The organism is Candidatus Binataceae bacterium (assembly GCA_035294265.1).
GTDB lineage: Bacteria > Desulfobacterota > Binatia > Binatales > Binataceae > DATGLK01.
The window spans coordinates 81,896-108,291 of the sequence record DATGLK010000018.1 but is presented as its reverse complement, the minus strand read 5'-3'; the positions used below and the strand labels follow the sequence as shown (position 1 = coordinate 108,291).

Annotated in this window: 26 protein-coding genes; 16 read left to right on the top strand and 10 right to left on the bottom strand. The window is 61.8% G+C overall.

Going from position 1 to position 26,396, the window contains the following annotated elements; all coding sequences use genetic code 11:
* Positions 1-1,007: apolipoprotein N-acyltransferase (gene lnt, locus VKV28_03510; GenBank protein HLH75855.1), on the top strand; the 1,007-nt coding region annotated here is incomplete at its 5' end.
* Positions 1,008-1,258: 251 nt separating this feature from the next.
* On the opposite strand, the gene VKV28_03505 is transcribed toward lnt, so the two are convergent.
* Genes VKV28_03505 through VKV28_03495 form a run of 3 tightly spaced genes read right to left on the bottom strand, consistent with a single transcriptional unit; the run spans position 1,259 to position 4,636 of the window.
* The gene (locus tag VKV28_03505; GenBank protein ID HLH75854.1) at positions 1,259-2,182 is read right to left on the bottom strand and encodes a transglutaminase family protein; all 924 of its coding nucleotides are present in this window, start codon (positions 2,180-2,182) and stop codon (positions 1,259-1,261) included.
* A 5-nt stretch (positions 2,183-2,187) separates the two neighbouring features.
* Complete coding sequence (locus VKV28_03500; protein HLH75853.1) at positions 2,188-3,132, bottom strand: alpha-E domain-containing protein; 945 nt, start codon at positions 3,130-3,132, stop codon at positions 2,188-2,190.
* A 1-nt stretch (position 3,133) separates the two neighbouring features.
* Complete coding sequence (locus tag VKV28_03495) at positions 3,134-4,636, bottom strand: circularly permuted type 2 ATP-grasp protein (GenBank protein ID HLH75852.1); 1,503 nt, start codon at positions 4,634-4,636, stop codon at positions 3,134-3,136.
* Between the two features lie 245 nt (positions 4,637-4,881).
* Here VKV28_03495 and VKV28_03490 point away from each other — a divergent pair, with 245 nt between their 5' ends.
* Positions 4,882-5,325, top strand: a complete 444-nt coding sequence (locus tag VKV28_03490) for a heme-binding protein (protein HLH75851.1) — start codon at positions 4,882-4,884, stop codon at positions 5,323-5,325.
* 204 nt (positions 5,326-5,529) lie between these two features.
* On the opposite strand, the gene VKV28_03485 is transcribed toward VKV28_03490, so the two are convergent.
* Positions 5,530-7,584 (bottom strand): transglycosylase SLT domain-containing protein, encoded by a 2,055-nt coding sequence (locus tag VKV28_03485; protein ID HLH75850.1) that lies wholly within the window; start codon positions 7,582-7,584, stop codon positions 5,530-5,532.
* Positions 7,585-7,679: 95 nt separating this feature from the next.
* Here VKV28_03485 and VKV28_03480 point away from each other — a divergent pair, with 95 nt between their 5' ends.
* The 4 genes from VKV28_03480 to VKV28_03465 are packed head-to-tail and all read left to right on the top strand — an operon-like array spanning position 7,680 to position 10,116.
* Entirely contained in the window at positions 7,680-8,279 is a 600-nt protein-coding gene (locus VKV28_03480; protein ID HLH75849.1) for a Maf family protein, read from the top strand.
* Between the two features lie 13 nt (positions 8,280-8,292).
* Entirely contained in the window at positions 8,293-8,982 is a 690-nt protein-coding gene (locus VKV28_03475) for a YggS family pyridoxal phosphate-dependent enzyme (GenBank protein ID HLH75848.1), read from the top strand.
* Complete coding sequence (proC, locus tag VKV28_03470) at positions 8,979-9,803, top strand: pyrroline-5-carboxylate reductase (GenBank protein HLH75847.1); 825 nt, start codon at positions 8,979-8,981, stop codon at positions 9,801-9,803. The genes VKV28_03475 and proC overlap by 4 nt, the downstream gene beginning before the upstream one ends.
* A 10-nt stretch (positions 9,804-9,813) precedes the next feature.
* Positions 9,814-10,116, top strand: coding sequence for a YggT family protein (locus VKV28_03465; GenBank protein ID HLH75846.1), 303 nt, complete (start codon positions 9,814-9,816; stop codon positions 10,114-10,116).
* 211 nt (positions 10,117-10,327) lie between these two features.
* Here VKV28_03465 and VKV28_03460 read toward each other — a convergent pair whose 3' ends face one another.
* The gene (locus tag VKV28_03460) at positions 10,328-10,612 is read right to left on the bottom strand and encodes a DUF6496 domain-containing protein (protein HLH75845.1); all 285 of its coding nucleotides are present in this window, start codon (positions 10,610-10,612) and stop codon (positions 10,328-10,330) included.
* A gap of 173 nt (positions 10,613-10,785) precedes the next feature.
* Here VKV28_03460 and VKV28_03455 point away from each other — a divergent pair, with 173 nt between their 5' ends.
* Together VKV28_03455 and VKV28_03450 are read left to right on the top strand one after the other, a co-directional pair.
* Positions 10,786-11,391: a glutathione S-transferase family protein gene (locus VKV28_03455; protein ID HLH75844.1), complete on the top strand. Its 606-nt coding sequence runs from the start codon at positions 10,786-10,788 to the stop codon at positions 11,389-11,391.
* Positions 11,392-11,406: 15 nt separating this feature from the next.
* Positions 11,407-11,931, top strand: a complete 525-nt coding sequence (locus tag VKV28_03450) for a hemerythrin domain-containing protein (GenBank protein HLH75843.1) — start codon at positions 11,407-11,409, stop codon at positions 11,929-11,931.
* A gap of 45 nt (positions 11,932-11,976) precedes the next feature.
* Here VKV28_03450 and VKV28_03445 read toward each other — a convergent pair whose 3' ends face one another.
* Positions 11,977-12,276: a hypothetical protein gene (locus tag VKV28_03445; GenBank protein ID HLH75842.1), complete on the bottom strand. Its 300-nt coding sequence runs from the start codon at positions 12,274-12,276 to the stop codon at positions 11,977-11,979.
* Between the two features lie 344 nt (positions 12,277-12,620).
* On the opposite strand from VKV28_03445, the gene VKV28_03440 reads away from it, so the two are divergent.
* Complete coding sequence (locus VKV28_03440; GenBank protein ID HLH75841.1) at positions 12,621-13,643, top strand: amidohydrolase family protein; 1,023 nt, start codon at positions 12,621-12,623, stop codon at positions 13,641-13,643.
* A 144-nt stretch (positions 13,644-13,787) separates the two neighbouring features.
* Here VKV28_03440 and VKV28_03435 read toward each other — a convergent pair whose 3' ends face one another.
* Positions 13,788-14,849: an SDR family NAD(P)-dependent oxidoreductase gene (locus VKV28_03435; GenBank protein HLH75840.1), complete on the bottom strand. Its 1,062-nt coding sequence runs from the start codon at positions 14,847-14,849 to the stop codon at positions 13,788-13,790.
* Positions 14,850-15,546: 697 nt separating this feature from the next.
* Here VKV28_03435 and VKV28_03430 point away from each other — a divergent pair.
* The 5 genes from VKV28_03430 to VKV28_03410 all read left to right on the top strand — a co-directional run bounded on the left by VKV28_03430 (position 15,547) and on the right by VKV28_03410 (position 21,430).
* Positions 15,547-16,602 (top strand): lysylphosphatidylglycerol synthase domain-containing protein, encoded by a 1,056-nt coding sequence (locus tag VKV28_03430; protein HLH75839.1) that lies wholly within the window; start codon positions 15,547-15,549, stop codon positions 16,600-16,602.
* A 3-nt stretch (positions 16,603-16,605) separates the two neighbouring features.
* Positions 16,606-17,940 carry a BamA/TamA family outer membrane protein gene (locus VKV28_03425; GenBank protein ID HLH75838.1) on the top strand — a complete coding sequence of 445 codons (1,335 nt, stop codon included), beginning with the start codon at positions 16,606-16,608 and terminating at the stop codon, positions 17,938-17,940.
* Between the two features lie 160 nt (positions 17,941-18,100).
* The gene (locus VKV28_03420; protein HLH75837.1) at positions 18,101-19,261 is read left to right on the top strand and encodes a glycosyltransferase family 1 protein; all 1,161 of its coding nucleotides are present in this window, start codon (positions 18,101-18,103) and stop codon (positions 19,259-19,261) included.
* Positions 19,262-19,404: 143 nt separating this feature from the next.
* Positions 19,405-20,643, top strand: coding sequence for an LLM class flavin-dependent oxidoreductase (locus tag VKV28_03415; protein ID HLH75836.1), 1,239 nt, complete (start codon positions 19,405-19,407; stop codon positions 20,641-20,643).
* Between the two features lie 4 nt (positions 20,644-20,647).
* Positions 20,648-21,430 carry an alpha/beta hydrolase gene (locus VKV28_03410; GenBank protein HLH75835.1) on the top strand — a complete coding sequence of 261 codons (783 nt, stop codon included), beginning with the start codon at positions 20,648-20,650 and terminating at the stop codon, positions 21,428-21,430.
* Positions 21,431-21,467: 37 nt separating this feature from the next.
* Here the strand turns inward: VKV28_03410 and VKV28_03405 are convergent, their stop codons facing one another.
* Positions 21,468-21,836 carry a nitroreductase family deazaflavin-dependent oxidoreductase gene (locus VKV28_03405; GenBank protein ID HLH75834.1) on the bottom strand — a complete coding sequence of 123 codons (369 nt, stop codon included), beginning with the start codon at positions 21,834-21,836 and terminating at the stop codon, positions 21,468-21,470.
* 213 nt (positions 21,837-22,049) lie between these two features.
* Between VKV28_03405 and VKV28_03400 the strand changes: the two genes are divergently transcribed.
* Complete coding sequence (locus VKV28_03400) at positions 22,050-22,466, top strand: hypothetical protein (protein ID HLH75833.1); 417 nt, start codon at positions 22,050-22,052, stop codon at positions 22,464-22,466.
* 256 nt (positions 22,467-22,722) lie between these two features.
* Here the strand turns inward: VKV28_03400 and VKV28_03395 are convergent, their stop codons facing one another.
* Complete coding sequence (locus tag VKV28_03395; protein ID HLH75832.1) at positions 22,723-23,673, bottom strand: amidohydrolase family protein; 951 nt, start codon at positions 23,671-23,673, stop codon at positions 22,723-22,725.
* 779 nt (positions 23,674-24,452) lie between these two features.
* Between VKV28_03395 and VKV28_03390 the strand changes: the two genes are divergently transcribed.
* Positions 24,453-25,106: an alpha/beta fold hydrolase gene (locus VKV28_03390; GenBank protein ID HLH75831.1), complete on the top strand. Its 654-nt coding sequence runs from the start codon at positions 24,453-24,455 to the stop codon at positions 25,104-25,106.
* 10 nt (positions 25,107-25,116) lie between these two features.
* On the opposite strand, the gene VKV28_03385 is transcribed toward VKV28_03390, so the two are convergent.
* Complete coding sequence (locus tag VKV28_03385) at positions 25,117-26,379, bottom strand: Rieske 2Fe-2S domain-containing protein (protein HLH75830.1); 1,263 nt, start codon at positions 26,377-26,379, stop codon at positions 25,117-25,119.
* Positions 26,380-26,396 lie beyond the last annotated feature (17 nt).

The following is a 26,396-nucleotide window of genomic DNA, read 5'->3' as shown; positions in this document are numbered from 1 at the left end:
GGGCGGTATTATTCGGCAGCTTTCGGATGGGACAACTGGCGCGCCGCAAGCCTGATGGCTCGCTAACCGTAGCGATGGTGCAGGGCAATATCCCCCAAAGCATCAAATGGGACCCGGCCTTCCGGCCCAACAGCTTCAATGTTTACGTAAGCCAAAGCCAGGCCGCGGCACGCCACCATCCCGACCTGATCGTCTGGCCTGAAGCCGCCGCCGCCTTTTATGTTCAGCCCACCGCGCTATACCCACCGATGCTGGCCGATGATGCCGCCTATCGTCAGCGCCTGCTGGAGTTGGGGCGCCAGCTCGGCGTGCCGATTCTGTTCGGCGCTCCGGCTTTCGGGATCACCGATCACCAGGTCAACTCTTACAATCGTGCCTACCTTATCTCCGGCCAGGGACAAATTGTCGATTACTACGACAAGATCGACTTGGCGCCCTTCGCCGAGTATGTCCCCGGTCGCCGTTTCTTCGGCTATTTCGTCAACAAGATCGTGGTTGGATTGGGCGAATTCGAACCCGGCCGGCGCCAGACCATCTTTGATGTGGCGGGTACCAAGCTGGGAGTGTTGATCTGCTATGAGGGAATTTTCCCCGACTTAGCGCGCCGCGCGGTCAAAGCAGGCGCCGACGTCCTGGTCAACATCACCAACGACGCCTGGTACGGCGACAGTTCAGCCCCCTACCAACTCCTGGCGATGTCGGCCTTGCGCACGGTAGAAACCCACACCCCGATGGTGCGCGTGGCCAACACCGGCATCAGCGCGGTGATCCAACCCGACGGTGCGATCATCGACCGTACCCGTCTGTTCACACGCGGCACCGAAGTAGAAACCGTGACCTGGCGCCATGCCGCCACGCTCTATACCGAGATGGGCGATTGGTTCGCTGAGTTATGCTTCGCGCTGATGTTGGTTGGGCTGGCGGCAGCACTGGTTTTTCGCCGGCAAGCCGGCGCGGCCGAATCCCAGCGTCAACTCTCCGTCAACAGCCATCGCCAAGCCGGCTGAAGCCAACCCGGTTGTGCTGGTGGAGGGGGAAGCGCATTTGCCGGAAGCACATCTGGCTCCCCGTCCCGCGAAGCTTACGCTGCGGTATTCGGATTTGAATTTCAGACCGAAATTTCGCAGTGCTAAAGCTGGGGCGCGACGGCGGGCTCTCGTCGTTTAGGCGCCATATCTTTCAAACGCGCGCTGGTTAAACCCTGCGTTTCATATCTCGGAGCGCCCACCAATGCGAAGGTGGATCCGAACAGCGTAGTTCACTGCTGAATCGCACCGGGATCGAACGGCGGAGGATCAAAATCATCTGCTTCCTCGATCCGGAGCGCCACCGTCATCGTCTGCTTGCCGCCTGCGCTGCGGTATACCCCACGCAGCGGGGGTACATCGGCGTAGTCGCGCCCCACCGCCACCCGGATGTGATGGTCGGTAGTGGGACAACCGTGGGTGGGATCCAAGCCGGTCCAGCCGCTGGCCGGGAGCAGAACTTCGCACCAGGCGTGGCTGGCCTGCTCGCCCAGCAAACGCCCCTGCCCGGGATCGACCTTGGGAGCGAGATAGCCCGAAACATAACGGGCGGGAATTCCCGCCAAGCGCAGTAAGCCAATGGTCAGGTGAGCAAAATCCTGGCATACCCCGCCGCCCATGCTCAGGATGTGGTTGAGATCCGAGTTGACGTTGGTGGTCCCGGGCTCGTAAGCGAATTGGTCGCGCACCCAGGCCACGATGCGACAGGCGTAATCGGCCACCGCTTCGTTCATCGCCGGCTTGACCATCCAGAAGAGATTTTTGAGCTGGCGGCTGAAGGGCACCAGGCGGCTTTCCTGGAGAAAGTCGTACTGCTCTTGGGCGCGCATCGCGTCCCCGGCCAGGAACTCGGCCATCGTGTAATCGCGCTCCTCGCGATCGTCAAGCGAGGAGTGATTTTCGGGCGCCGAGCGCTCCACCAGCGAATCGGTGATGACCAGCAGGCGGCGATGGGGAATATCGACGGAAATTGCGTGCACGATGTTGTCGAAAGCGTCGCGATATTCCAGCACCGCGCCGTAAGGGACAACCTCCAGGCGAAAGCCCAGGGTGCGCTGGCTGCGACTGGGCCGCGGCTTGAGGCGCACTTCGTTGTGCGACTCGTAAGCCGGCTGGTCATACTCGAAGCGCGTCAGGTGACGAATCAAAAATCGCATCGCCCTCACTCAGTCTTCAGATAGGCGGCAAAGACCTCATCACCTACGCGCGCGCAATCAGCTTGCAGACTGAGCAGATATTCGTGCAAACCAGCCTCGATCGCCTCTCGCGCGTTGTCGCGGCTGAGTCGCTCTACCAAAGCGATTGCGGTGGGGCTCACTGGGACTGGCCGAGGCGTGGGCGCCGCGGCCGCAATTCGTTCCAAAGCAGCGAGCAAGCGCTTTAGGCTGAAACGGGCGGCGCGGGGGAAGGCGGGATCGAACAGGAGAAACTCCACCACCTGTTCGATCCCGATGGCGTTGCCGTAGGTGGCCCGGTAGGCCTCCAGGGCCGAAGCACTGCGCAACAGCGCCGCCCATTGCCCCAGATCCAGCGCCGTACCCACATCTTCCACCCGGGGCAGAAGAAAATGGTATTTCACGTCGAGCAGCCGGGTGACGTCTTCGGCCGCCTCCAGGCTGCGGCCCACGAGCAGGAAATCAAACCCAAGGTCGCGCGGCAGCGTGTTTTCCACCACCCCCGACAGGCGATAGAAGCGCTGGCGCAGGTCGAAGAAGAACGCGTACACCCCCGGCTCCTGGAAAGCCGCGGACTCCCAGTTGCGCGAATCCAGATATAGGGTGTTGACCTCCAGCCACAGCTCCGAGGAGATGTGATTGCGCAGGGCGCGGCAGTTCTCGCGCGCCAGCGCGATACAGTTGCGGATCGCGGAGGGGTTGCTTTCCTCTAGGGTGAAGAAGCGCAGCACGGAAACCTCGTCGGAGCTGGCGGAATAGCTGGCAAAGCTGGCGCGATCGCCGGTGATCGCCAGCAGCGGCAGCCAGCCCTCCGAGCTTTGCGGGCTCTGCACCAACAGATGGTAGTTGACGTCGACCAAGCGGGCCCGCCACTCGGCACGCTCCAGGTAGCGTCCCAGCCAGAACAGATGGTTGGCGATGCGCTTGAGCACGTTACTCGCCCAGCACCCAGGTATCCTTGCTGCCGCCGCCCTGCGAGGAATTGACGACCAGCGAACCCGGCCGCAGCGCCACCCGGGTCAAACCTCCAGCCAACAGGCGCGGGCAGGCACCCAGCAGCACGAACGGCCGCAGGTCGACGTGACGTGCAGCCAAGATGGGGAGGCCATCCTCGCCCTCGACCAAAGTGGGATGGACCGATAGGGCGACCATCGGCTGGGCCACGTAGCCGGCGGGATTGGCCTCGATCCGTGCTCGCGCGGCGCGCAATTCTTCCTCGCTGGCGCGCGGGCCAATTACGACCCCATAGCCGCCCGAAGCTCCGGTGGGCTTGATCACATACCGATCGAGATCGCGGAGCACCCGTTGGCGCACATCCGTTTCGCGCAGCAGGTAGGTCTCGACAATGGGCAGCAGCGGCTGCTCGCCAAGATAGTAGTAGATCATATGCGGGGTGTAGGCGAAAATTGCCTTGTCGTCGGCCACCCCGGTGCCGATCGCATTGACCACGGTGACCGCGCCGGCCCGAATCGCGGCGGTCAAACCGGCGACCCCAAGCATCGAATCGGGACGAAAAACCACGGGGTCCAGGTAGTCATCGTCGATGCGACGGTACAGGACATCGATCTGCTTGAGCCCGTGTACCGTCTTCATCCACAGCTTGTGATCGGCGCAGACCAGATCGCTGCCCTCGACCAGTTCGATCCCCATCTGCTGGGAGAGAAAAACATGCTCGAAGAAGGCGGAATTGAACGGGCCCGGGGTCAGCAGCGCCAGCGTGGGAGTGGAACTGTTGCCCGGCGCCAGCTCTCGCAGCGTGGCCAGCAGGTCGGCTGGATAACTCTCCACTCCACGCACCCTGCAGGTGCGCATCAGATGGGGCAGCAGACGGGTCATAACCAGCCGGTTCTCGATTACATAGGAGACGCCTGAAGGGGTGCGAAGGTTGTCCTCCAGCACGCAAAAGCGCCCTTGGGCGTCGCGCACCAGGTCGATGCCGGAGACCGCGCAGAACACGTCCGCCGTCGGTTTGATTCCCACCGCGCCACGCCGGTACTGGGACGATTCCATCACCAAATCGCGCGGCACGACGCCATCTTTGAGGATGTGTCCCTCGCCGTAGATGTCCGATAAAAAGGCGTTGAGCGCCTTGACCCGTTGAATTAGCCCGGCCTCCAAATGACGCCAAGTCGCCGCCTCGATGATGCGCGGGATGACGTCGAAAGGAAAAATGCGTTCGGCTCCCTCCTGCTCGTTGTAAACATTGAAGGTCACCCCCATCTGCAGCAGCATCTGCGCGGCCTCGGCGCGTAACCCCGCCAAGCTGCTCGCGCTCATCTGCGCGAGCCTTTCTACCAGCGCCTGATATCCCGGCCGCGGCTGCCATCGACAATCGAACATTTCGTCGTGAGCGCCGCTGATGTCTTGAGGGTGCCCGTATGCCTCGAAAATGGGCATTGCGCTGCCTAATGCACAGGCTGATTCCAGTGGTTCCACATCGCCTCTCCTTGTGCTTGTTAGGCTTGCCCTTCAGGGTGCCAGCCCTAACGCAAACCATATGCCCGCTGCATTAACCCCAGGGGAGATTGAAAAAAAGTTGCTGAAAGGGGAACTCCAACGGCGAGCGGGCGTTATAAAGTCGCTGCGGCGGTGTTAACTGCCGCCTAAACGGGTAAGCTTGTGCCATCCGCACATCAGGCTGAAGCGCAAGGTGAGCGGTAGCGTAACTTCAGGAGGTGACAATGGCTGCTTTAAGCTTGGCTCAGGCCAACTCGATCGTGGACAGCGCTCTGGCCGAAGCGCGGCGGCGAAATCTGGCGCCCCTGGCAGTGGCGGTTTTAGATGCCGGCGGCCATCACATCGTATTCAAGCGCGAGGATCGCGCCGGCATCCTGCGCTTCGACATCGCCACCGGCAAAGCCTGGGGAGCTTTGGGCATGGGCTTCGGAACGCGCGAGCTGGCGGCGCGGGCGGCGCGGATGGGCACCTTCATCACCGCGCTGGCGGCAACCAGCCATGGGCGTATCGTGCCCTCGGCCGGTGGAGTTCTCATCGGCGACAGCGCAGGCGAGATCGTCGGCGCAGTGGGGATTTCAGGCGATACCAGTGACAATGACGAGGCTTGCGCGTTGGTTGGAATCGGCGCGGTCGGACTGACCGCGATCCCGGGCCTCCCAGAGCGATAACGGGCTGGCCGGCGCTCCGTGGAATTTGGCCCAGCGCTGTCCGTTTGCGAGAAGCTTTTGGAATGGTGGGAGTAACACCTTGGCGCGGCGTCGGTGTAGCCCATTTTCGTCCATGCGCGAGCGGCTCGTGGATTCATGGACATTGCCGCCCCATGATTCAAGATGAGGAAGGGCAAGAGTGTGGGGTGTGGGGTGCGGTGCGCTTTAGGGCGTCAACGTACCGTAGAGCATCCGATACTGGCGCATACCGCCCACCACCTGTTTGACGTAGTTTCGAGTTTCGCTGTAGTCGATGTTCTCCACCCACTCGTCGTCGGGACCATTGAAGCGCGCCACCCAGCGCTGCACCGCGTCCTCGCCAGCGTTATAGGCCGCGACCGTTTTGAACAGGTCGCCGTCGAAGAGGTCGGAGAGTTGGCGCAGCTTGGCGCTGCCCAATTGAATGTTGATTTGAGGATCGAACAGCTCGGCAAGATTGAGGCTCATCCCTAGTTGAGCGGCAACCCGCTCCGCCGTCGCCGGCATTAATTGCATCAAGCCGCGAGCGTCAGCCGATGAACGAGCACGAGGATTGAACAGGCTTTCCTGGCGCGAGAGAGCCAGCAGCAGGAGCAAGGATAGGTGCTGGCGGGCGGCGGCCTGTCTGAACAGCGGCCAGTATGCCCGGGGATAGCGCAGCGGTTGCGCCTCATCGTCGGAGAGCGCTCCCAGTTTGGCCATCCGGCTGGCAGTGACCAGGGCGTCGTAGTAGTCCTGCGCGCTCTTAAACTGACCCAGCAGGTAAAGCTGGGTTTGGTGGCTGTCGCGCCCCAACTCGGCCAAGTAGCGCAACTCGCCGGCCGCCAGTTGATACAGTGCCAGCGCGCTCAAGGCCCGCGCACGCGCCAGATGGTAGCGCCAGCGGGCGGACTGGGCTTGCGCGGGCGGCGGCGGCGAAGAAAAAGGTACCGGCACAATCACCGGAAAGGCTGCTCCTAGCCGCTGGCGGGCCAGCTCGGGGTAATAGTTGGTCTGCAAGCTGGCGGCAAGAATCTCCAACAGGGCATGGGCGCGAGCGCTTTGACCGGCCTGGGCTAGCGCGCGGGCCTGCCAGTAGGCATACCGATCGCTCTGGCGTGGTTCGCCGGCGGTGCGGGTTCGGTCGGCGCCAAACTCGTCTGCGGCTTGAGCATAGCGCCGGCGCAGGTAGAGCATCCAAGCCGCCCGGAAGCGCGCGGTGGAAGCACTTGAGCTATCGGGATAACGCTCCAGCAGACGGCGATAGACCGCGCGCGCCTGCTCCAGTTGGTCGTCATCCTCGTAGGTGCGGCCCATCCGCAACATCGCGGCGGGCGCCAACTGGCTGTGCGGGAAAAAATCGACCAGGCGGCCGAAGTAAACGCGGGCGGTTGCGGTATCGCCTCGATGCCAGGCAAGGAGAGCCAATTGCTCGAGCGCGGCGGGCGCCTGGACGCCATTTGGCGCCTGCGCCAAGTAATCTTGCAGGGCCTGCTCCTGGCGCTCGGTGTTGCCGTGGGAGGCGCGCACTATCACCCATAGCATCGCATCGCGCTCGGTGGGCGGTGGCGACAGCTTAAGGGCCTGGCGCGCGCTCTCAAGCGCCGGCCCGGCTTGCCCCTCGCGCAGTAGCAGCTCGGCCTGGGCGGCGAGGTTGTCCAGGGTGCGCGGCGGAGCCAACTCGGGATGGGCCCGCAGCAAAGCCGCGACGGTGGCGCGGGCCTGAGCGTCGGCGCTGGCGCGAGGGGCTTCCTGGCGCAGGGTCTGAAGTTGCAAGTATCCGTCGGTTAATCGCCCCAGGCCGATAAGCGCGCGGCCCAGGACCAGGCGGGCTTCGGCGCGCAGGCCGGCTTGATCGGACAGCGCCAATCCCAGCAAGGCTTGCTGACGGGCCAGCTCGTACTGATTTTCGATCAGCGCGAGCTTGGCCAGCATTACCACCGCCTGAGGTCTGAAGAGGCTTTGCGGGTAGCCGTCACGCAAACGCTGAAAGCTGACTTGGGCGTCGACAAATTCGTGCAGCCCAAATTGGGTCTGGCCTAGGTAGAATAGCGCATAATCGGCGAGGTGCGGAGGCGTTCCCGCCGCCTGCAATCGGGGTAGCGCATTGCGCAGGTCACCTAGCTCGAAAAATTTATAGCCGGCCACAAAGGCTTGGGCGGGCGAAGATGGGGACAGATGCGCGCGTGCCTGCGGCCACGTCGCCATTGCCAGGATCGCGAGCGCTCCCGCCACTATCCAACCAAACCTCTGCACACTCATCACCGACCCCGCCGTTACGGCCGATAGAACTGGATGCCGCGGCCAACGCGCTAGCCTCCTTTAATTCAGGCCACATCAGCGGCATGCTGGCAAGGGTGAGCAGCTCGTACCAAGGCGTTTTGTTGCTCGCCTCGGCATCCCCCCGCCGCCACCAATTGTTGACCCAGGCGGGGGTGCGCTTCGAGGCGATCGAAAGCGGAGTCCAGGAGGAACGGATGGCGGGCGAGGCTGCCGCGCCTTACGCCATGCGGCTGGCCCAAGATAAGGCGCGCGCCGTGGCGGTGCGCTATCCGGCGGCCATCGTGCTAGGTGCCGACACCGTGGTCGCGGTGGGAGACGAGGTGCTGGAAAAACCGCGCGATCGCGATCACGCGCGCTGGATGATCGGCCGGTTGGCAGGCCGCGCCCATCAGGTCATCACCGGCTTTGCCTTGATACGGACCCAGCAAGTGCTGGAGTGCCGGGCGGTCAGCAGTATCGTCACCTTCCGCAAGCTGAGCGTCGGTGAGATTGAAGCATACGTCGCCACTGACGAACCTTACGACAAGGCCGGAGCTTATGCGGTTCAAGGCCAAGGACGAAGCCTGATCGAAAAGGTGGAGGGTTCGCTTACCAACGTCATGGGATTGCCGATCGAAGAAGTAATGGCGGCGCTCGTCCGCCACGGTATCGACGGTACCCGCGGCGCGGCTTAAGCTGAGGAGCGCGATGCTGACGGCGGAGGAGATCGCCGAGCGCCTGGCCCAGGTGCGCGAGCGAATGGATAGGGCAGCGCGGCGGGCCGCGCGCGCTCCGGCCACGGTACGACTGGTGCTGGCGAGCAAGACCCAACCGGCGCCCGCGATCACCGCGGCGTATCAAGCGGGGGCGCGTTTGTTCGGCGAAAATTACGTCCAGGAAGCACTGGACAAGCAGCTCGCGGTGGGCCCGCTACCCGGAATTAGTTGGCATCTGATTGGCCATCTGCAAACCAACAAGGCGCGCGCCGCCGCAGCGGCCTTCGACCTGATAGAAAGCCTGGACTCCATTCGTCTGGCCCAGGCGCTGGCCAAAGCGCAACCCGCGCGCCGACCGCGTGTCCTGATCGAGGTCAATCTGGGCGCCGAGACCAGCAAGACCGGAATCGCGCCGGCTCAGTTGGAGCCACTGATCGCGGCCGCGCGCGAGGTGGTCGATATCGCAGGGCTGATGGCGATCCCGCCGGCAGGCCCCAATCCCGAAGCCAGCCGCCCCTACTTCGCGAGTTTGCGCGAGCTTCGCGAGCGGCTTGTCCGCACCACCGGCCTTGGGCTAAGCGAATTATCCATGGGCATGACCGACGATTTCGAAATCGCTATCGAGGAAGGAGCAACTATCGTGCGCGTGGGGCGTGCGGTGTTTGGCGAACGGCTGGCATGATTAAATTGGGCTTTATTGGCGCCGGCCATATGGCTACCGCATTGGCGCAAGGGTTGGTGGCGCGACGCGTGATGCGACCCGCGCAGATGCTCGCGGCGGATATCGACGCCCGCGCGCGCCGGCGGTTCAGCCGCGCCACCGGAGCCAAAACCTGCACCGACCTGAGCGAAGTGCTGGCCGCGGCACCGGCTTTGGTACTGGCGGTCAAACCGCAAAGCGTTGCGGCAGTGATCGAGCGTATCGGCGCGTTGGCCAATGGCGCGCGACCCGGGCAAGATAAGTTAGTTATTTCGATCGCAGCTGGAATCCCGCTGGCCACCCTGGAGGGGGGACTGCCCGGCGCGCGCGTGATTCGGGTGATGCCCAACGCACCGGCGATGGTGGGGGAGGGCATGGCGGCGCTGGCGCGCGGCCGCCGCGCAAAGCCGGCCGACCTGGCTTTCGCCCACCAGCTCTTCGTCGCGGTCGGTGAGGCGGTGGTGGTCAAGGACGAAGCCCTGCTTGACGCTGTCACCGCGCTGTCGGGCAGCGGTCCGGCCTACGTTTATCTGTTCATCAAAGCCTTGACGGAGGCCGCTTGTGCCGAAGGGCTGAGCGCGCCGCAAGCGCTGGCGATGGCCTTGCAAACGGTGCGTGGCGCCGAGGCCCAGATGCGCCAATCCAAGCTGGCGCCCGATGAATTGATCCGCATGGTGGCCTCGCCCGGCGGCACCACCGAAGCGGCTTTGCGCGCCTTCGAGCAAGGTAACTTTGTCCAGGTGGTCGGCCACGCGGTCAAAGCCGCCGCCACCCGCTCGCGTGAACTAGGCCGTTCACGCTAAAATCGATCCCGTGTTTGTCTATACCAATTTTGTCATTACGCTGTTGGGCATCGTCAGCCAGCTCCTGGGGCTGTACTTGTGGGTGGTAATAATCTCCGCGGTAATGACCTGGATCGAGCCCAACCCCTATAACCCGATCGTGCGTTTTATCTATGGGATCACCGAGCCGCTGTTCGATTTCGTCCGCCGCTATCTGCCAGTGGTGTTCGCCGGATTCGATTTTTCACCGATTGTGGTTCTGATTGCGATCGAGTTTATCCAGGGCTACTTCATCCCGACCTTTGCCCGCTTGGCCACCACCGGCTTCAATTAAGCCAGCACCCGGCGCGAGTACTTCGCGGCCAGCGCTACCGCTTTGGTGCTGACCAATTTGATGCTGACCAAAAGGATCACACCGCAGACCGCGGACGCGGCGACCGTAATAACATCGCTGTATCAGATGGGCGACGGATGAACCTGCTAACAATCAATCCCTTTTTGCTGTTGAGCTAACCGACTTCTCATGGTCGTTATTCGCGCGGCGCTCACGAGCCCGATTTGGATCCATCTCCGCGCCCCTTGCTCTTGCCATAAGTGCTCTTGCGGGATTTCTCTTTGCGCCGCCCCGCCTCGGGCGGCGGTAGCTCGACCCCGGCCCGGCGCGCCTTGGATAGTCCGATTGCAATTGCCTGCTTGGGGTTTTTGACCCCGTGCTTGCCGTGCTTGACATGTTCGATTTCCTCGCGAACGAATTCCCCGGCCTGGGTGCTGGCCGCCTTGCCTTCCTCCTTGTCTTTACGCACGCGACGCAAGGTTTCCTTCTCGGGCATGGTCCGTGAAGCCTCCGCGAAACGATTTACAGTCTCAAGCTTAGCGCGCCGATTGTGCCGCCATCGTGCAAAATGATTGCGACGTGCGTCCCAGCCACGCCCACCTGCGTATAATGGCCGTCTGTGCTAGCGTGGGCCGAGCTGGGCAACTCGTCCGCGCCGGGAGGAGATCGATGAAACTCTATTCACGCGAGTCCTCGGGCAACTCCTACAAGGCCCGCCTGCTGCTGTCATTTTTGGGACTGCCTTATGAAAAGATCGAGATTGAGCGTGGCGGCGACGGGCGCAACGCACTACCCGCCGACTACCTCACGCTCAATCCGCGCGGCCAGATTCCGACCCTGGTCGATGGCGAGGTGGTGCTGTGGGGGTCGACCGCGATTCTGTACTATCTGGCGCTCACCCACGACGGACAGCGGCGTTGGATGCCGGCCCAGGCGCGCGCTGGCGCAGAAGTGCTGCAGTGGATGGAGCTGGCGCAGAACGAGATTCTCTCCGGGCTGGCGATCGCTCGCGGGATCATCCGCTGGGGCTTCAAAGAAGATCTGGCCGCCTGCCAAGCCAAGGGGATCAAGGCACTGACGGTGATGGAGCGGCGGCTGGCAAACCATCAATGGCTGGCAGGCGAGGAACCTACGATTGCCGAATGCGCCTGCTTTCCCTACACCGCCCTGTGCCCCGAGGGGCAAATCGATCTCGGCCCCTACCCGGGAGTGCGCGGCTGGTTGGCGCGGGTCAAGCGATTGCCAGGCTTCGTCGCGATGCCGGGGGTGGAGTAAGAGGGGGCGGCTTACATGCCAGCTCACGGCCAGCTTTACGCCTTGATGGCCGCCGAACATCTCCAGCTCGATCGGTTACTGGCGCGCGCCAGTGAGCGGGACCCGGGCGGCGACGCGGCCTACGAGCACTTCCGCCAGCGCCTGCTGCGCCATATCAGCCTGGAGGAAAAGATCTTGCTGCCCATGGCCGCGCGCAAAAGCGGCGAAGCGCTGCCGCTCGCCAAGCGCCTGCAGTTGGATCACGGTGCGCTGGCGGCTTTGCTGATGCTGCCGCCCAGCGGCGGCGGCTTGCACGCCATTCGGGCGGTGCTCGCGGTTCACAATCCGCTGGAGGAAATGGCGGAGGGAGTTTATCAGCAATGCGAAGAACTAGCGGGTGACGAACTCCCCGATCTGCTGGGACGGCTTAGCGCCGCCCCAGCCGTGCCGGTCTCCTCCTGGAGCGACAGTTCCAAGGTCTACGCGGCGGCGCGGCGGGTGCTAGCGCGCGCCGGTTACGATCCCCAGCTATTGGAAGCTTCCGGCGAGACGGCGTCGTAAGCGGCACCAGTCGCGCAGCCGGCGCGGCCAGGGTGGTGTAAGGGACTAATGCTGCTGGTGGCGAGCAAACATGCTGGAGCGCAGGATCGCACCGCGCGCGGGAGAGGCGCCTGAGAGCTGGCGCGCTGTGGTCGGCGAGGTCAACAGGGGCGGGCGGCTTTGGGCGGCCTGGGTAGGACGAACCGGCACACACTGCCCGGCCAGGGCTCCGGTGCCTGGGCCGTAGCCTTGCGAACAATAGGCGGTAGAGATGCCGTTGTTGAAAAAGCCGCCGCTGTTGCCACAGCCGAGCGCGCCCAACGCCAGCAGCCCCGCCATCGCGCTCCACAAAACCGCCTGTGCCATTCCGATCTTTGCCGCCCGATACCTCATAATCGCTCCACCTGCGCAGTCCTCCAAAACGGCGCCGGCTTTCGCCCGCGCCCCAGCGCTGGCCAGTCATACTATCCACGCGCCCCGCGCTCAACCTTAAGGGTTCTGCATCGCGACGCAATCGCGGGGCCGCTTCAGACCGCCGCGTGCGCCCGCCTACAATACCATCGCGGGATGCGGGCGCCATGGGCGGGGCGTTGGGAGCCACCTCTTTGGCCGCAGGCGCGCGCGGCACTTGCGCCATGGCTGCACTTTGGGTTATCGCAATTCTGGCAGGACGCACTTAAAAAATTACCGGCCAAAGGAAGCGAGTTTTCATGTACAAAGGGATTAAGGTTCTTGACGTTCACGGTCACGTCTCGGCGCCAGGCAATGGTTTTGCTGTGTTAGCCGGGATGCTCGCATCCAACACCCCAAGGGTTCATGATCCGCGCACCCCGCAGGGGCTGGCGGGGCTGAACATGACTCCCGAGGCCTGGAACGCCAGCACCGGCCGGCACGTCAGTTTGATGGACGACCACAACATCGACGTGCAGATCATCGGGCCGCGGCCCTTCGCGATGCTGGGCTGGATGCAGCCCCATCTGCTGCCACATTGGACCCGCCTGGTCAACAACTTCATCGCCAAGCAGGTCGAGATGCATCCGACTCGCTTCATCGGCGCGGCCCAACTGCCTCAACGCAGCGACGCCGAAGACTTGAGCCACTGCCTTCCCGAGCTGGATCGATGCGTTAACGAGCTGGGCTTCGGCGCGGTTTACCTAAGTCCTGATCCGGCCGGCGCACGTACCACGCCGGGGATGCACAAGCCGTACTGGTACCCCGTCTACGAGCGCTGCCAGAAGTTGGGCCTGCCCATTATCGTGCATGGCACCAATTGCTTAGACCCGCGCTTCGACGTGATTCCGGAGAACTACCAGATAGGCTTCGTGATGGAGCAGTACCTGGCCACCCAATTGCTCTCCCACAGCGACGTGTTCGAGCGCTTCCCGGAGCTCAAGGTGGTAGTCTGCCATTGCGGCGGTGCGCTGGATCGGTTCATTCCCAGCGATCGCCATCTGTCGCAAAAAGATCTGCGCAACAATTTGTTTTTCGATACCTGTGCGCTGGACGTAAATTACCTCACCGCGGCCATCAAACAGCGTACTCCGGCCCGGATGCTGTTTGGCACGGAAACACCGGGCTCCGGGGGCGCGATCCGGCCCGAAACCGGGCGCCCCAGCGATGACCTGGTGCCGATCATCAGCGGCTTCGATTTTCTGAGTGAAGACGACAAGCAGGCAATCTTCCACAAGAACGTACTGCGCATCTGTCCGGCGCTCAAGAAACTGGCTGCATAGCGAATGGCCAAGGCGCCAGGTCAGGGCGGCAACGCCCTCTCGGCAAAGGTCGGGAGGGCGTTGTTGCTTTGGGTACGCGGATCACGCCTGACGCCTGAAGGGGCATTCCGACATGCTCGGCCCGCACCTCATTTGCACGCCTCATTAGCGAGCTTGTGAGTCTGCGACATCCAGGTGACGCTGGAGCAATTCGCGATTGGCGCGGACCCAAACCAGCAGCCTTTGCACCCCTTCGTGACATCCGACCCGAGGGCGCCATCCGAGGCGGCGCGAGAGTTTGCCGATATCGGAGACGAAGACTTTCTGATCGCCGGGCCGCCAGCTCTCGAAACGTGGGCTCATTCGGCGCTCCAGGCTGCTCTCCAACAGCTCGATTAGCTCTAGCAACGAGAGCGTATTGGCGGGGCCACCGCCCACATTGAATGCCTGCCCCGCGATCGCCTCGGGATGCTCCAAGCCCAACTCGTAGGCATCCAAAAGGTCATCCACATAAAGCAAATCGCGGACTTGCGCGCCGTCGCCGTAGATCGTAAGAGGGCGACCGAGCACGGCGGCGATCGCGAACCAGGCTACCCAACCCTGATCCTCGATCCCAAACTGCCGCTCGCCATAGATGCACGACTGGCGGAAGGCGGCGCTGCGCAAGCCATAAATCCGTGCATAGTCGATCACATATTGGTCGGCCGCGCCTTTGGAGCAACCGTAGGGCGAATGGAAATCCAGTAAAGTGCTCTCATCAACCCCCTGGCGATCGCGGAAGGTCCAGCGCTTGCCGCGCCGCGTGCTCTCGAACTCGGCTAATTCTCCGTAAACCTTGTTGGTCGAAGCGAAGATGAAAACCGCCTCCGGACAATAGCGGCGCACCGCCTCCAGCAGGTGTAGAGTTCCGGCGGCGTTGGTCTGAAAGTCCTCCCAAGGCGCTGCCAGCGAAGTAGTGACGGCGACTTGAGCGGCCAGATGCAGCACGGCGGAAAACTGCCGGCCGCGGAAGATAGCCTCGATCCCGTCACGATCGCGCACGTCACAGCGCGTGAACTCGATCTCCGCGCACTCCTGGCGCAGCCAAGCCAGATTGAGTTCGGCCCCCGGCCGCGACAGGTTGTCCAGGATGGTTACCCTGAAACCGCGCCGTGCGAAGCGCCGGGCAGCGTGGCTGCCGATAAAGCCCGCGCCCCCGGTTATCAGCAGCGAGAGATTGTCACTCACCGCGATCCCCCTTTTGTCACCCCGCCCCTCACCTGCGGTTGGTCGGTCGGCGCAGAGGACAGCAATGATGGATAGCCATTAAGTGCTAACGTTACAAGCCTCTATCTCACGGCTTTTACGACAAATGACGCTTCCCATGAGATTCACTTTTATAACAAGGTTTTTGTTGGATTGTCTCCTGATTTCCTAAACCTTGTCTTGCCCTCACAGAAGAGGAACGATACAAACTGCGGGTGGCCGACAGGCGGCTGCAACTGCCAATCGTCATGTTCCGGGCGGGTTCGAAAAATGCGACAACTGTCAGAAAGTTGCGACGATCGCAAGCAACCAAACAGTGACCCGCCAGCCGTGTGGTAGAATTCGGCATTATTCGCGTGTATTGATTTAATTTTGCTCTACCAATACAAATTACATTTGTTTTAACCTTTTTTGGAGGGGAAGGCAGGATTCCCTTAACTGCCACAGCGTAGTAGGGATTAGCCTAGTTACAGACCACAGCCTGGGGCGTGGGAAGGATTGAACGGGGTACCGATCGGGTTGGAGACGATCGGAGGGGCACAACTGTGGCCACCGTTCCCGTGCAGTCCACGATTCCAACCGGTTGCCCTTCTGCGTTCGACCTGAAATTCGACCGCGAAATGCGGCTGGCATTGAACTTGATGAACCTCGGTTTCAATGCTTTCAAAGCGGGGCGGCGGTGAGCTGGCGTGACGGAGGCGAATGGATCGAGTGGACGCAATTGAGTACTGAGCCGTTGCTAGCGGCCCAAGCAGGAAGTGCCCCCGCGTTGGGCAAACTCAAGACCATCCTGGGAGGCTTGCTGGCGCTTGCGATAATCGTCGACGTTGCGCGAGGTGTTTCGCTCGAAGCTTTCTGGCGCGGTCTGTCGCAGGCTCACTGGCCCCTGTTCCTGCTTGCGGCGGTAGCCAGCTTTACGCTGTGGTTGTTGGCGGACAGCCTGCTGATGGCGCGGCTGTTCAGCTACTTCCATCGCCCCTTCGCCTACAGCGAGATGCTGGTGGGTGTTTCTACCCAGCACTTTCTGCAACTGGTCAATACCGCGCTGGCGGCCAGTGCCCTGGTTCTGTTCGTCCATCGTCGCCGTGAGGTTCCTTTATTGGCGGCCGGCTGTACCCTGGCATTTCAGACTTTCGTTGATATTCAGACCTTGGCGGTAATGGAATTGCTTGCCGCGCTGCTGTTGGCGCCCGCGCCCCTGCTTCTGCCCTGGTATTATTCTGCCGCGGGCTGCGTTCTGGCGGGTGGACTAAGCGTACTGTGCATGAGTGGAAGACCGCGCTGGAAGCCGGCGCGCTGGCTATATGACCGGCCCTCGCTGACCGCGATTCGCCAAGCCCGCCTGCGTCATTACGCCGTGCTGATGTCGATTCGTCTGGCAACTCTCTCGCTCCAAGCCATTTTGCTCTATGTGGAAATGCGCGCCTTTGGAATCATGCTCTCGCCCGGCTTGGTGTTGGCCTCGATACCGGCGATCGTGATTCTGGCTGCGCTCCCCTTGACGCCGCTGGGGTTGGGTTCGACCCAAGCGCTTTTCGTCTATGGCTTTCAAGCCGTTGCGGACCGCGGCGTCCTGCTCGCCTTGTCGATGGCGATCGGGGCGATGGACTTGTTATTGCGCATTCCCCTAGGGATCGCCCTGGCCGACGTACTGGGGCGAGATTTTACCTTGGCCCCCCGCGCGCCGGCGTGTGCGACGCGGTGGGATGCCGAGAATGCGTGGGAGCGTATGTAAAGCTTGTCGGCCTGGATCTCCGAACATCGCCGCCGCCTACACTGCTCCCAACTTTCCACCCGGACAATCAGGGGTTGGCGCTGGCTGGTAGCCTTCGGCCTGCTCGCGGCCTGGCTGGTCACCCCGGCCTGGGCCCAGGCGAATCAAGGCAGCGGGTTTTCGCTAACCAACCCCAGCAGTTGGCCATTGATCCCGGTGCCCGAGGTAGTGACCGATCCTTATAGCGGCACCACCGGCGGATTGATGACGGTCTTCCTTAACCTGGACAACAACCAGCAAATCGAAAGCATCATCGCGCCCGACGTCAACTACAACACGCTGATGGGGCCGGGGGCCAATTTTCGCTATCTGGCCTATCCCTCAGCCGACACCCAATGGTACGTGATCGCGGGTGGGGCGGAAAAAAAGGCCGGCTCGGTGGAAGCGGACTATGCCACCGGCCTGGAGCGCCAGCGCTGGTGGACGGCGGAGGGCCATTTTTTATTCCAGCGCGATCCCACCTACGAGTTTTTCGGTCTGAGTAACAATTCCAGCCAAGGCAACGAAAGCAATTACACCTACCAACAGTTATACGTTGATGGGCTGCTCGGAGTGAACTTCTCTCGGCACCTCCAACTGGCTTTGCGCGAGCGGCCGCGTTGGGTGCGCACCTATCACGGCGCGGTGACCAATCTGCCATACACTCGCGCGTTGTTCCCCGACCTCAAGGGACTCAACGGCGGCACTGAGATGCTCAATCAGCTCATCCTGTCCTACGACACCAGGAATTCCTTAACCGTACCGACTAGCGGCGGTCTGGCAGCGCTGTTTGCCGGCGTCTCCGACCGCGCTTTTCTCAGCTCTTCATCCTATTCGGAATTCGCCGCCGACTTTCGCCGCTACCAGGCGATCGGCAATCGGGTGACGCTGGCGGGACGCATCTACACTCGATATGTGCCCGCAGGCAATGAAACTCCCTTCTGGGCGATGAGCTGGATGGGTGGTGACTCACCAGGCGAGAGTAGCCTGCTGGGGTTGCCGGTGAGCGACCAGCAGACCTGGCGCGGCGGCGGCAGCGGTCGTTATATCGATAACAACATGCTCCTGTTCAATTTCGAGGTCCGCACCCGAGTCTGGTCCGTCAACATGTTCGATACGCATGCCGTGGTCGAGCTGGCACCGTTTGTCGATGTCGGGCGAGTCTTTCATGACGCCTCGCAACTGCCATTCTCCCAGATGCATCCTGCCGGTGGCCTAGGCTTTCGGGGCTTGGCCCTGCCTTTCGTAGTAGCCTTTGTAGATGTCGGCTATGGCCCCGACGGCAGCGCGATCTTTTCGGGCATCAACTACCCCTTCTGAAGCTCCTAAGCCCGAAGCCAGCCGCCACGATAATCCACGCTTTGAGCCCGCTCCTGGGGTTCATGGGAAGACATCCAGCGTTCGCGCTCGGGTAGCCGGGCGGACCGCGCGCCGCGGCCACATTGGCACCAAGATTGCTCTGCATGCGAGCAGTATGGGCATGCGCATTGGGCTCAATCTAATGTGGCTGATTCCGGGTTACCGGGGCCTGGAAAGCTATGCCCGTGGCTTGGTAAGCGGTCTGGCACGCTACGACCACAGTCATCGCTATGTGCTTTTCACCAACCCCCGCAACCATGCCAGCTTTGCCCACTTGCCCGTGCAGTTCAGCCGCCACCTGTGCCCCCTGCCGTTTGAATCACGAGTGACTTGGCGCCTGGTGGAGCAATTTTTGTTGCCCTCCTATGTCGCGCGCGAGAACCTGGATCTGCTTCACTCACCGGCCGATCTATTGCCGGTGCGAGTGCGCTGCCCGGCGATAGTGACGATTCACGACCTTAATTTTTTCTCCCTCTCCGATCGGCTGCCCACCACCGCCAGTCGCTTGCTGGCGGGCTGGGTCAAGCGCAGCGCGCGCCAGGCCCACGCGATTATCACTGTCAGCGAATTCAGCCGTGCTCAGATTCTCGCCCGTCTAGGCCCTGAGCCTGAGCGGATAGCGGTTGTGCCAAATGCCCCCGCCCCACGCCCGCGGCCTGCCGCGAGCGGATGGGCGCCGTTGCGTCGGGAACTAGGAATAGCCTCCTCTTATCTGCTGACCTTCGCCGACGGCTCGCCACACAAAAACCTCAGTGCCTTACTGCGCGCGTTACCCTTGGCGTCAGCCAACCTGCCGCTGGTGGTGATCGGGGAGCGCCAGCGTCAGGATGGTCAGGTGACGGCACTGCTCAACGACCTGGAGCCCCACGCCCAGGTGACCTTCACCGGCTATCTGTCCGATGACGCGCTGGCTCAAGTGCTTGCTCACGCGCGACTGCTGGTGTTTCCTTCGCTCTACGAGGGCTTCGGCCTGCCGGTGGTGGAAGCGATGGCGGCAGGGGTAGCGGTTGCCTGTGCCCGCGCTGGGGCATTGCCGGAAGTCGCTGGCAACGCAGCCCACTATTTCGATCCGCGCGATCCGGCCGATATTGCTCGCGCACTTGACCATTTATTGCTGGACGAGCCGGCGCGCCGCGCGCTGATCGCCGCCGGCCAACGCCACAGCTCCCGCTTTTCGTGGGAACGCACCGCGCGCTTAACTATCGAGGTATACGAAGGCGCCGTGGGCAGCTACGAGGCCGTGCGCGTGAGCGCCAGTAACGGCACGCGGGCGCGTAGATAGTCCCTGGTGCGCACGCAGCCAGGCGCCGGCGCAGCTGCGGACTGACAGCTCCCGGCCACCCCGGACAGTTCGAGGATGGACTAAGCGGCGCGCTAGCGCTAAAGCTGAACTTTGGATCACATCTCCTTAAGCGCGAGGGGCAAATGAAATTCCATTGGTTTCACTTGATGCCGTATCCGCATCTGCCGGACGACTTCCGCCAAAAATATCACTCGGTTTGGGTAGACGTCCCCTCGCACCTGTTCGACCCGGCTAAAGGACATGTCGCCTACAACGATTACCTCGACGAGCTGGAGTATGCCGAAAGCGCGGGCTTCGACGGAGTCTGCGTCAACGAACATCATCAGAACGCTTATGGGTTGATGCCCTCGCCCAACCTGATGGCAGCGGCGCTGACTCGCCGCACCTCGCGGGTCAAGCTGGTCTTGATGGGCAATTCGGTGGCCTTGTACGACCCCCCCACCCGGGTGGCAGAAGAGATGGCAATGCTCGACGTGATGTCGGGTGGGCGGCTAGTGGCGGGTTTTCCGGTTGGCACGCCGATGGACACGGTTTTCACCTATGGACGCTCGCCGGCCACTTTGCGCGAAAAATATTGGGAAGGGGTCGATCTTATCACCCGAGCATGGAGCGATCCCGAGGTCTTCGCCTTCAACGGCAAATATACCCAGTTGCGCTACGTTAATATCTGGCCGCGACCAATTCAAAAACCCCGGCCGCCGGTCTGGATTCCGGGTGGTGGCACGGTGGAGACCTGGGAGGGATGCGTCAAGCGCAGGTTTCTTTACGCCCATCTCTCGTACTTTGGCTATGTCGCGGCACAAAAGGTGATGGACGGCTGGTGGGAAACGGTGGCGCGCCATGGGGTTGAACCCAATCCCTATCAGGCCGGCTTTTTGCAATTCGTGGCCGTAGCCGACAACGACGCCGAGGCGGAGCGGCTTTACGCCGGGCCGGCGCTGTATTTTTACCAGCGCTGCCTCAACGTTTACCCCGGTTTTTCCGATCCCCCCGGTTATGGCACGATCGCGACCCTGCGCGCAGGAATCGAAAGCCAGGTGGCGCGCGCCGCGCGCCAGCAGAGCTTGGGCGAGTTGACCTGGGGCGAGCTGCTAGAGCGCCGCTATATCGTAAGCGGCAGTCCCAAGTCGGTAGTTCAACAGCTCAACGAGATGGCCGATAAGTTACGGGTGGGTCATCTAATGGTGCTGTGCCACTACGGCAACATGTCCAAGGAGACCACCTTCTACAACACCTCCCGCTTTGCCAAGGAGGTCATTCCCCACCTGCGCCCGCGCTTCAGCGAATGGGAAGACAAATGGTGGCCCACCGATACGCTGGAACATATTGCCAAACCCGCCCCGCTCCCGGCTAACGTGTAATCACATGCTGAGCAGCGAGAAGATCAAGCTTAAAAACGGCCGTTCCTGGCAGATCTATAGCGCCGGCAAGGGTGCCGACTTGGTTTGGCTGCACGGCCTGGGCGGCGTTCACGCGGTTGATCCGGCGATCGAAGCCTTGGCTCAAAGCTACCGGGTTATCGCGCCAGTTGCCCCGGGGTTCAACGACCGCGCCGAGCTGGACCAGATCATGAACATCCATGAGTTGGTCCTGGATTACGACGATTTGCTCGAGGAACTGCGGCTGGATCAACTACCGGTCGTAGGCCATTCCTTCGGCGCGATGCTGGCGGCGGAGTTGGCGGCCCATTTCCCGCGCCGCCCCAGCAAACTGGTGCTGCTCTCACCCTTGGGATTGTGGAATGACGCGTACCCGGTGGCTGATATTTTTGCGCAGCCCTATCTGCAAGTCGAAAACTTCCTATGGCATGACGTGGCCGCTCGCGATCGCTTGGCCGCTCAGCAGGCCGAAGGACAGAACCAGGTCGAGCGCATTATCGCCATTGCCCAGGGCTTAACGGCGGTCACCAAGTTCATCTGGCCGATCCCGGATAAGGGACTGCGCCGGCGGCTGCCCCGAATCAAGGCGCGCACCTTGATTGTCTTGGGCGGCGAGGACCAATTTGTGCCGCCGGCCTACGCGCACGATTTTGCCGCAGGCATCGCTCGCATCCAAAGCCTGGTGGTACCAGGCGCCGGACATATGCTGCCCTACGAAAAGCCGATGGAAGTGATGCCCGCGGTGCAGCGCTTTCTGAACTCCGAATAGCGTACTCCCAGTAGCGCCAATATGGCCAACGTTGGCGCTACTGGTCGACCAATTCGACCGCGACCAGCGGGCTGCCGGTGGTCCAAGCATCGACATCACGTTGGTCGGCGGCCTTGTGTTTCATCGCTTCGAAAATCGCGCGCCGTTGCGCGGGCTCCAGGATAGGAGTTGCCCGCGCGCGCAGATCCGCCTGCACGTGCTGCTTGAGGTGCAGGATAAAGCCGGGATGGGCGCGCAGGTTGGCATACCAGCTACGCGGCCGCCCAGGGGTACCGCTCAGATAAAACTTGCCGTCGAGATAGTGCAATCGGATCTCAATTCGACGCGCTTGACCGGACTTCCGCCCGACCGTGCTAATATCGATTATCTGCTCGCGCTCCAACCCTTGTTTGACTCGCTCATCCATACCGATGGCTCCTGACCCATGGCTCCGGATGCCGGCTTACGATTGTCCGCGGTAATCCGCGCCAACCAATGTTCTCTCTTGCAAGTCGCGAAACCAAAATCTTTAATAGATTGACAGAATTTTACAAGCAATAGTAACGTCTAACGCAGATGATGGTTCTGACTTTAAGGTTATGATGTGGCATGCGAAATCCGGCAAAAGGAGCCTATCCTCATGAATACCCAGACGCGCTTGATGAGCTTGGCTGCAATCCTGGGCCTGATTCTGGCTTTTCCCTTAGTCGTCAAGGCTCAAGGCGCCTCCGCCGCCCATGGCAAGATCTGGGGCGTCGTCCAAACCCAAGGTGAAAGCGCTGTAAACATCTTCGATCGCGACACTAATGTGGTAGTCCGGCGGTTGCATAATTCCAGACCAGGGCGAATCGTGGCCACTTCGGCAGTTTCCAATGGTCGCTATTCCGCAGATATGGACGACCTGCCGGCGGGTAAGTATCTAGTCTCGGTCGATCCGGGTGGCGACAGCCTTTATCTGCCCGGACAGGCGGTGGTAAATTACCCCGGTCATGGTGCCAGCGTGCACCAGAATTGGACGCTCTCGATGCAGCAATCGGCGATCCCGCATGCGGAATAGCAAGTAGTCGAGTCTCTCCAGGCTGCCAACAGGAGCAACAACGTTGAGGATTCTGCTCCTGGCGTCTTCTTCCCCGCATCGCGGAGAAACGATGCAGCGGCGCCCGATCCCGCCATGAGATGGGGGAGGGGCTGGCTATGCGGTCTGACGATGGACCGCTGCGCCGCATCGCCCATCGTCCTTTTGGCGCGGGGGTTCGCCTATACCACTGCGACGAACTCTCGCGCCGTTGTCTTATTTACCCTGTGTGTGCCCGCTACTTTTCCTCGAGTGCCAGCAGCTTGAGCGCATTTTGATCCAGGATGCGCGCCACGTCCTCCGCTGGCAGTCCTGACTGCTCCACATAAGTGACCGAGTTCTGATAGGCGTCGCGGAGTTGGTAGGGATAGTCGCTGCCATGGACTAGGTGCTCGCTCCCGAACAACTCGCAGGCACAGCGCAAAGCGGCCTTGTTGCCTTGTGCCACGGTGTCGTACCACATCCGCCGCACGGTGACGTTGGGCATCTCCGCCAGGGGCGAGGGATAGCCCACACGCGGCATGTTGATGCGGTTGAACAGCATCGGCAGCGCACCGCCCAGATGGGGAATTACGAACTTGATCTTGGGAAAGCGTACGGGAATCTGAGAGCGGATCGCATGCAGCACGAACATCGTATCCTCAAACGGCGCGCCGATCGTCCAGGTCAAACCGTAGTCGTTAAGTAGCGGGGAGCACAGGCCCAGACCCGCGGGATGGATGAACACCACGGCCTCGCGTCGATTGAGTTCGGCGTACATCGGCTCGAAGGTGGGATCGAAAGTGGAGCGAGTCCCCACCGAGGTGCCCAAAGTAATCCCCACCATCTTGAGTTGATCCAACGCGCGCGCGATTTCCGCCAGCGCGGCATCAACATGGGGCAGCGGCAGGGTAGCAAAGCTGGCGAAGCGGCGCGGATAACGCGCCACCAACTCGGCATATTGGTCGTTGGCGAGATGCGCGCCGTCAACCGCGTCTTTTTCCTTGGAAAAGTAGGGATGGGTGGCCGAAACCGACAACACCTGCATCGTGACCCCTGCCCGATCCATCATTTCCAGGCGGGCATCAATTTCGGGCTGGCCGCTACCGGCCAGTTGACTGCCCACCACTTGGGACAGTTCGGCGCCCAACCGGCCCATCAGATCGATATATTTTTCGGGATAATAGTGAGCGTGTACGTCAATACGCATCCGCGTTGTTCTCCTTGGCGCCGCACGCGGCGCATCGGCGGTCGATTCGTGCTTTAAGCGCAGTTGTAATCGAGAACTACTCCCGCTGGCAAATGGCGGACTGGAGGCTAGCGCATCCGCGGACCACAATTGAGCTGATTATCTAGCTTTGCCGCCCTGGCGGCGCGGTAATCCTGCGCTAATACTGATGTCAGCCACACTTTGGGCGAACTTCAACGATAACGTTGCGCCCTAGCTAGATCACCTTCTCGCCTCAGACCATGGAATCGAGGCTCCGCGAGCTGTCCGATATTCTAAGCCCAGATATCGGTTGTCGCCGTCGACTAAAATTTGGTAAAAGCATACGGTGTTCCGTCTGATAGACGCTGGTTTAAAGTGGATCTAGGCAGAAGACTGACTCCTCGATCGATCACGTCGGTTATGACGAGGGCTAGCTCGGGGCTCCGTCGAAGACCTGGCTCCGTTTTACGCAGCGTCGGATGTCGCAGCCATAGCGGCGCGCGCGGGCTGCGGTACACAGATCAAAATCTCAGAAGCGTTTGCCTACGGGGTGCCCGTGGTTAACCACACGATCGGCGCCGGAGAGTTCGATGCGCGCAACGGCGAGCGTCTGTTGGGTGCTGACACCCCAAAAGAGATCGCACGAACCTCACCGTTCTTCGGCATGGACAGGCCTTAGATCAATTTTCCTTTTCGCCGAGATCGGCTATCACTAGCTGGCACTGGTTGCTCTCGGCCCCGTTTTCACGTCAGAAGCCACGCGGGCTACGAGGTGATACATGAATCTGGCTTATGTGGCATCGATTCCCGCCGGTGACGGCCCCTTTCCTGCCTTAATCGCCTTTCATGGTCGCGGCGGCAACGCCTTGGACATGCTCAGTCTGGCACCCTACGTCTGTAGCGGCCATTTTCTGACTATTTGTCCCCAGGGACAGTTGGAAATTCCCCTGGGCGACGGCACTGGCCACGCGTGGTTTGAGTTCACTCCGGGCTTGCAGTTAAGCGCGCAGGATCTCGATAGCGCGGCTGAGGCGGGCGACCGCTTCCTCGACGCCGTAGCGCGCCGCTATCCGATTGATTTAGCGCGGCTGGTCCTGCTCGGCTTCAGCCAAGGCGGCGTGATGGCGTACAACCTAGCCGTGCGCCATCCGGAGCGGTTTGCCGCGATCGCCGGGCTATCGACCCGCTTTCCACCGGAATTGGCCGCCAGGGCGGGAGATCGCGAGGCCTTGGCGCGCTTGCCGGTGTTGGTGCAGCACGGCCGCAATGATCGCGTGATCGAATTCGACCGCGCCCAGCAATCGATAGAAAATTTGCGCACGCTGGGCGCGCAGCCGCTGCTCCAGGAATACGATTGCGGGCACGAGGTCAGCGGCCGGGCGCTGGCAGATCTCTCAGCCTGGCTGGGCGAAAAAGTCCTGGCCGGACGCTGACCTCGCGCCGCTATTGGCGCAAAGGCAGGGTCGGCGGCGGGTTCATCGAATCGAACTCGCGCCAGTTCTGCTCCTTGGGGAATCGAATGGCCAGCGCACGCACCTGGCTGTAATCCAAGTCACCCCGTTCCTGGCCCAGCGCCGGCTTGCCGCGCTGAAACTCGCGCGCCGCGTTAATCATCAGACGGCGCACCCGGATAATGATCTGGTCGCTGGAGCCCAGGTACTCGCGAGTGCGATCCACGATCGGCCCCATCGATTCCTCGGCAATGAAATCCTCGAACGGCAAAAAGCGCGTGAAGCCGGTGAAATGCCCTTCCTTCATCGCTTTGCGGTCCTGATGCCAGGTGTTCTCGACGCTGCCCATATCCGAGCACATGTTATCGGGGTCGCCGGAATGGCCCTTTAGGCGCTGGGCCTGTTCCTCGGCGGTGAAAGGCCGCTCGGGATTGTAATAGACGTACCACTGGGCGTTCCATTCGTCGTCGATCGGAATTGCGCAGATCATTAGCGGTGGGTTGGGCCGGTCGTGAGGGATGAAGGAGTAGTAGGGCCACACCACCTCGCGAATGCGCGCGTAGCAGGTGCCGTCGAACAGGTCGCGCAAGGCACCTTCGCGAAAGCCGTAGGGCCTCATCATGATGTCGAAGACCGGACCGTTGTTGGCACTGGGCAAGCGGCTCTGGCCGGGACCAAGTTGCAGCCAAGATTTGTGCATGATCCCGAGATGGGCCGAATCGAGCACCGCCTCCAGCCCTTGGAACCAGTTGCAATGCATCACCGCGCGCATCGGAATGACGTGGCTGGTGGGCAAATTGTTGAACTCAAAATTATAAAACGCTGGCGGCTGCTCCCGCTTGCCCAGATAGACCCAGATGAGACCGCCCGCTTCGCGCACCGGATAATGACGCACCCGCACTTTGGCCGCGAATTCCGCCCGCCGCTCGGGCGGCTCGGAAGGAACCTCAACCACCTTGCCCGAGACATCGATTTTCCAGCCATGAAAGATACAGGTGAGCGCGTTGCCTTCGTTACGCGCCAACGCCAGCGAAGTACAGCGATGGGGGCAGCCTTCGTCGAAAAAGCCCACCCGGCCGTCGGTTGCACGGAAGGCAACATAATTTTCGCCCAGGATGCGCACCCGCGCCGGGGCGCCGTCGGCCTCCAGCCGCGCTGAGCGCAATGCCGGCGCCCAGTACTCGCGCAGCATCTCGCCCATCGGAGTGCCAGGTCCCACTCGGCTCAGCAACTCGTTCTCTTCGCGGGTCAGCATCGGAGGCTCTCCTTGAA